This window comes from Flavobacterium sp. BFFFF1 (assembly GCF_002256285.1).
Classification (GTDB): Bacteria; Bacteroidota; Bacteroidia; order Flavobacteriales; family Flavobacteriaceae; genus Flavobacterium.
In genome coordinates, this window is sequence record NZ_NKJE01000053.1 from 1 (window position 1) to 6,080 (window position 6,080).

Annotated in this window: 7 protein-coding genes; all 7 read left to right on the forward strand. The window is 32.6% G+C overall.

The window, feature by feature from the left end:
* The first annotated feature begins 159 nt into the window (after window positions 1-159).
* The 7 genes from CFE23_RS16250 to CFE23_RS16280 all read left to right on the forward strand — a co-directional run bounded on the left by CFE23_RS16250 (window position 160) and on the right by CFE23_RS16280 (window position 5,779).
* Window positions 160-708, forward strand: coding sequence for a hypothetical protein (locus CFE23_RS16250; protein WP_291090394.1), 549 nt, complete (start codon window positions 160-162; stop codon window positions 706-708).
* Window positions 709-884: 176 nt separating this feature from the next.
* Window positions 885-1,334 (forward strand): hypothetical protein, encoded by a 450-nt coding sequence (locus tag CFE23_RS16255; RefSeq protein WP_291090397.1) that lies wholly within the window; start codon window positions 885-887, stop codon window positions 1,332-1,334.
* Between the two features lie 153 nt (window positions 1,335-1,487).
* A complete protein-coding gene (locus tag CFE23_RS16260; protein ID WP_291090400.1) occupies window positions 1,488-2,447 on the forward strand; it encodes a hypothetical protein in 960 nt (319 codons plus the stop codon).
* A 172-nt stretch (window positions 2,448-2,619) separates the two neighbouring features.
* Window positions 2,620-2,844, forward strand: coding sequence for a hypothetical protein (locus CFE23_RS16265; RefSeq protein WP_291090403.1), 225 nt, complete (start codon window positions 2,620-2,622; stop codon window positions 2,842-2,844).
* A 264-nt stretch (window positions 2,845-3,108) separates the two neighbouring features.
* The gene (locus CFE23_RS16270; protein ID WP_291090406.1) at window positions 3,109-4,182 is read left to right on the forward strand and encodes a hypothetical protein; all 1,074 of its coding nucleotides are present in this window, start codon (window positions 3,109-3,111) and stop codon (window positions 4,180-4,182) included.
* A gap of 183 nt (window positions 4,183-4,365) precedes the next feature.
* Window positions 4,366-4,941, forward strand: coding sequence for a Crp/Fnr family transcriptional regulator (locus CFE23_RS16275; protein ID WP_291090409.1), 576 nt, complete (start codon window positions 4,366-4,368; stop codon window positions 4,939-4,941).
* 70 nt (window positions 4,942-5,011) lie between these two features.
* Window positions 5,012-5,779, forward strand: a complete 768-nt coding sequence (locus CFE23_RS16280; protein WP_291090411.1) for an MBL fold metallo-hydrolase — start codon at window positions 5,012-5,014, stop codon at window positions 5,777-5,779.
* Window positions 5,780-6,080: the final 301 nt, after the last annotated feature.

Sequence of the window (6,080 nt, forward strand, 5' to 3'; positions counted from 1 at the left end):
CGTCCAAGGAAGGTCCTCGACGTGAGGTCGCCGATCGAGGTTTTTAAAGAATTAATCCTAAACAAAATTCCGCTTTGATTTATTTGACTATTTTTACTGAAAGTTGCGTTAGAAATTTGAAACCGCCGAAATGACGACCTGGCACAAATTCGAAAACACATGAAACAGGAATGGCTTTTATCAATGATTGAAACAAAAAAGCTAAAACTTAAGTTTGCAGATTTATTGACTCATTATTTAATTGTTTTATTTTGTATGATTCCATTTTTTTTGACTCTATATAGTTTCGTAGAAAAATACATATTACATAATTATACTGGAGTAAGAAGTCCTGAAGAAATGTTAGTCGCATCTTCGATCTTTGGATTAATTGGAATTGCTTTTTTCTTTGTTCAAAAAAGCAAGCTAAAATTCAAAATCATTGAAACTAACTTGTCAAAAGAAAATCTGAAAGAAATTATTAACCGCACCGCTAACGAACTCGAATGGCATACTGAAATAGCAAACGATAAAATTATTGTTGCAAAAACTCATCCTAAATGGTGGACTGGAAGTTGGGGTGAAAGAATTACTATCGTATTTGACAAATCATCAGTAATGATAAATAGCATTTGTGATCCAAGTAAAAAAGCTTCTGTTGCATCGTTTGGAAGAAATAGAAAAAATGTAAATAGATTGCTAGAGAATATATCAACTGCCAGCCGCTAACAGCGGTTTCACGCAATTGCTGCTTTCCTTGTAAAATGTAACCGCTTTTTCCATAACTTCGTTTTGTCCACGCCGAGAATACTCAGTTCCAAAAGCCGCAACTGACGTGAAGCCGCCGGACGTTATAGGAAATGGCTACCGCCGTGTGTATAAATTCGTGCAATCAAATTCTTTATATGAAGTTCAAAAATTTGTGTTTAATTCTAGTACTCTTATATGCTATATCGAGTTGCAACTCAAAATGGGATAATTATAAAGCAACACAAGCCGACAAAATGACTCAAAATAATTTGATTCGCTCCTGGAAAATTAATCAATTAGTCGGCCCTGAAGGCGGTGATAAATTTTTCCTTAACCAATCACAATCGATTTGGGGGAATTTTATTGAATTCAAATCAAATGGAACTTTTGTGAGCTGGTACTCTGCAGATTGCGGAAATGACTGTTTCACAACAAATTTGGGTAAATATCAAATAATTAACGTGCATTATATTCGATTAATCATTACAAAATCCAGTCAGGATGGTGAATGTGAAAAATTTGAAAAATCATTTAACCGAGATTTAGGTTTATATCAAATTTCAAATGTGGCACACGGAATTGATCTAATCAAATTTGACGAATAAATTGCCACTTCCTATAACAGCGGTTTCACGCAATTGCTGCTTTTCGTGTAAAATGAACTTCTTTTTTCCATAACTTCGTTTTGTCCACGCCGAGAATACTCAGCTTCGAAAGCCGCAACTGACGTGAAGCCGCCGGACGTTAACTGCAAGCGTATGAAAAAAACCTTACTAACATTACTTTTTTGTTCGATATTATCTTTTGGTCAAACAACGACTAAATCAAAAGCACATGATAAAAAAATTGATACCGTTACATATTTAAACTCAAAGAGCGACTTTGATTTTGATAAGATAAAGTACGAAAATGCGGTTCTTAAAGAGAGGCTTGAACAAGCTTCCGACACTATCAATAATCAAAATTCAATGGTTAGTGGTTTTTCTGTAATTTATACAATTATTACAATCATAATAGCTCTACTCGGTATAAGTCTTCCGATTCTCACATACTTTTTTGGAATTAGACCTTCTCAAAAAGCGCTTATAGAATTTGAGAAAAACATTGACTCCAAAATGGCAGAATATTTAGAAGAATCCAGAAACAAACAAATTGACCAGGCAATTGAAAATTTATCAGAAGCTGATCAAGAATTAGTTATAAATGCGATAAACTTTTTAAGCATAACAAATCATCAAGGCTTTAAAGAAAATCAGATTTTTAAATTGTTTCATGTCCTAAAAGAAAGTAATCTCGATGATCCAAAGAAAATGGTCATTGCAAATCTACTGTCAAGCAAAAAAAATATATACGCTACAGAATATTTCAAATCTGTACTGCAATTAAAAAATAATTTTAAAAGTGCTGCTATCAAATATTTTGCAAATAATGGCTTAAGTGAAAATGTAAATTTATTTCGTGATTCACTTAAAGAAACTAGTGATCAAAATAAAGAGTTTCATATGATATTGTATTATTGCTCAGGGACGAATATAAATGCGGTTATTTTTTTATTAAATGACAAAGAATTCATTGATATAATTGACAGCGATTTTGCAAACATAATAAAAACAAATATCCAACATGGAATTTCAAGTTTTGCTCAAAGTTATGGGCTGACAGAAAATCAACTTAAAGACACTTATCTTTTCAAGAAATTTAGTAACGCCAGCAGTTAACAGCGGTTTCACGCAATTGCTACTTCCCTTGTAAAATGAACTTCTTTTTTCCATAACTTCGTTTTGTCCAGCCGAGAGTACTCAGTTCCAAATGCCGCAACTGACGTGAAGCCGCCGGACGTTAGCTGTAATTGCTTGACCAAAATTGCGTTATAAACGTGAATTAAATTCAATGAAAGATATACAAAACGAAAGCATTACAAATTTAATACTTTACGCAATACTTTTCTTGGTGTTAGGTTTAGCAACTATTGTTTGGCAACTCCACGATAAAAAAAAGAGTCAAGAAAAAGGCGAATATAGAAACTTGCTTGATGTTTTTAGACTTTGGATTGCGGCGATAGTTTTTATATCGGTTTTTTTAGCTTACGTAATTGAATTATTTAAAAGATTATAAATTTTTAAATCAGCTATTTTATGATTATTAAGCTTTTTTTAATCTTTTTCAATCGTAAAAATGTAGTCTGAAAATTCATTGCAACTACAGCTAACAGCGGTTTCACGCAATTGCTACTTTCCGTGTAAAATGAACTTCTTTTTTCCATAACTTCGTTTCGTCCACGCCGAGAATACTCAGTTCCAAATGCCGCAACTGACGTGAAGCCGCCGGACGTTAGCTGAAATTGCAACGCAGACTCGAAAATAAACACTCCATTAAAACATGAAAAAAAAATTATATCTATTTCTATTTTTTACTTCGACAATAATAGCTCAAAAAAATCCACTGACAATTGAAGATAAATCTTTTGACAACTATAAAAAAGCAGATCTGAAAGGGAAATTTGAATTGAATAAAAGTTATGCCGTGCTGGAAGTTCTGCCTGTTTTAAGTTCTTATCAAACAATTGTAGATGATAAATTTTTGGGAGTAAAAAATTTCGGAACTTTAGTAGCGAAGACTGATTTTAATTCTCAACAAGATATTCAAAAATTAACTTCGAATAATTCTGATTATTGGCGTGCTACGATGGAAATGGAATTACGAAATGAATTAATTCCAGTTACTAAAATTTTTATTCTGGTTTCGCAAGGAGAACTTGATTACGCATTAAAATATTTAGAAATTGTAAGTATGATTTCAGATGATGATACATATGCAAATGCATATTTAACAAATCTTGAGAAAAGATTACAAATATTTAATGACCAACTTACATCGGAAATTCAAATTGGAATCGCTGAGCACGACAAAGGCAATTTTGAAAAGGCCATCTCAATTTACAAGAAAATCTTAAATGATTATCCAAATTCTGCTTGGGCAAATTTCGAGCTATTTTATTCTCAATTCGAACTTAATAACAAAACTGGAAAGAAAGATCTGAACAGTTATGAGAATTGGGACAAGACTAAAACAAATGTTTTTAGTCATAATCCATTGTATAATGTTCAAATGAGTGCTAAAGATGGTAATGAAGCATATCAAATTTATAGACGAAATTCAATAGGCAAATTATTTGAAAATGCTAAAAATAAACTTGAAGATATCTACAAGTATGCTGACATTGCGATGGATTTACAAGCTTATGATTTTGCTGCACAACTGTTTTGGTATGCTTCAAGCTATTTGGAAGCAGAGTCTTCATTATTTAAATATTTATATTGTTTAGAAAAACTTGGAGTGAAGGACTTAAAAAACAATTTCAAAGGTAATTTTGAAAAAGAATTCAAAAAAATAGAACGTGAAAAAGAGAAAGAAGTTATTAAAAGTGAAGTTTACAAATCATACAAAGAATAGCAACTTCAGCTAACAGCGGTTTCACGCAATTGCTACTTCCTTTGTAAAATGAACCACCTTTTTCCATAACTTCGTTCTATCCAGCCGAGAGTACTCAGTTCCAAATGCCGCAACTGACGTGAAGCCGCCGGACGTTAGTGGCAATTTTTCCAAACCAACAGTAAATATTTGACTGATTGAAAAATGACAGAAAGAGATAAATTATTTTTATTTTTTAATAATGAATTTCCTTTCAACAAAGAAGGTTTGGGAGAATTTATTAATTCTTTTGTCTCAAAACATTACTCAAAAGGACATATTTTATTGAAAAACGGAAAAGCTGAAAATGAACTTCGTTTCTTAGACGAAGGTGTTGTGAGAGAATTTTATTCAAATGAAAGTAAAGAAAAAAATATTAATTTCTATTTAGACAGTGAGTTCATTACCGATTTTTATTCTTTCGTATCAGAAAAACCAACAAATAAATATCAAGAATGTATCACAGATATTAAAGTAAGGGTTATTTCAAAAAGTAGTTTTCAAGAATTTCTTTCTAAATATATGTGTGGGAAATTGTTTGTAGATGAAATTTTTCAACGCATTATTGAAAGAAAGGAAAAAGAGTTGATGCGTCAATTTATGAATACAGCAGAAGAAAACTATAATGAATTAATGCAATATAAACCAAATTGGTTACAACAAATTCCTCAATATCATATTGCATCTTATTTGGGAATTACACCCGAAACATTAAGTAGAATTAGAAAGCGAATTTCTTGATTTGAATCAATGGAAACCTCTCATTGTGTAATGACCTTTGTGCTTTCAATTAATTTAAAAAATTAGAACAATGAAAGTACATCATTTGAGAAATGCCACAATGGTATTGCAAACAGCAGACAAGGTAATTCTAATCGACCCAATGCTTGGACAGAAAGGAACAGCAGGACCACCTTTTACGTTATTCCGATTTAAACCAAAGCGTAATCCAATTATAGATTTGCCTAATAATGCAATGGATATTGTTGAAAAATCGACACATTGCTTAATTACACATTTACACCCAGACCATTTAGATAAAGTTGGTGAAAATTTCCTTCGTACAAGACAAATTCCAATTATTTGTAGTGTAAAAGACGCACCTATTTTAAAAAAAAGAGGTTTAAATGTTTTGCAAACAGTTGATTATTGGAAACCAACTGACTTTTTAGGATGCAAAATTCAAGGCATTCCAGCGGTTCACGGTTATGGCTTTGTAGCTAAACCAATGGGGAATGTAATGGGCTTTTACATTGAAATGCCAAATGAAAAATCTATTTATTTAAGTGCTGACACCATATATACAGACGATGTACATAAAACATTAACACAATTAAAACCTGAAATTTCAGTTGTGGCTTGCGGAACTGCTCAACTAGATGTTTTTCAACCTTTATTGATGCGTGTGGACGACATTTTGAAGTTTGTGAAAAATGCCCCAAACCAAGTAATTGCAAATCATTTAGAAGCAGTAAATCACTGTCCTACAACACGACAACAATTAAAAACGGAAGTATCAAAAGTTGGACTTTCTGACAAGGTTTTTATTCCAAATGACGGAGAAAGCAGAACGTATTAATAAAACTGCCACTAACAGCGGTTTCACGCAATTGCTACTTTCCGTGTAAAATGAACCACCTTTTTCCATAACTTCGTTCCGTCCAGCCGAGAATACTCAGCTTCGAAAGCCGCAACTGACGTGAAGCCGCCGGACGTTATGTGTGGTCGCTCCGCTCTCCGAAAGCACGTTTCTCGTTTGTTGAAAAGTTCGGCTTGTGTTTGAGTAGATTTAACTTCTTCCCTATTTTTAACGGCTCAACTTTGTGGTTACGTTGTGTTTGTATCACCGGAAAAATCGTCATTTTTGTTTGCGATTCTTG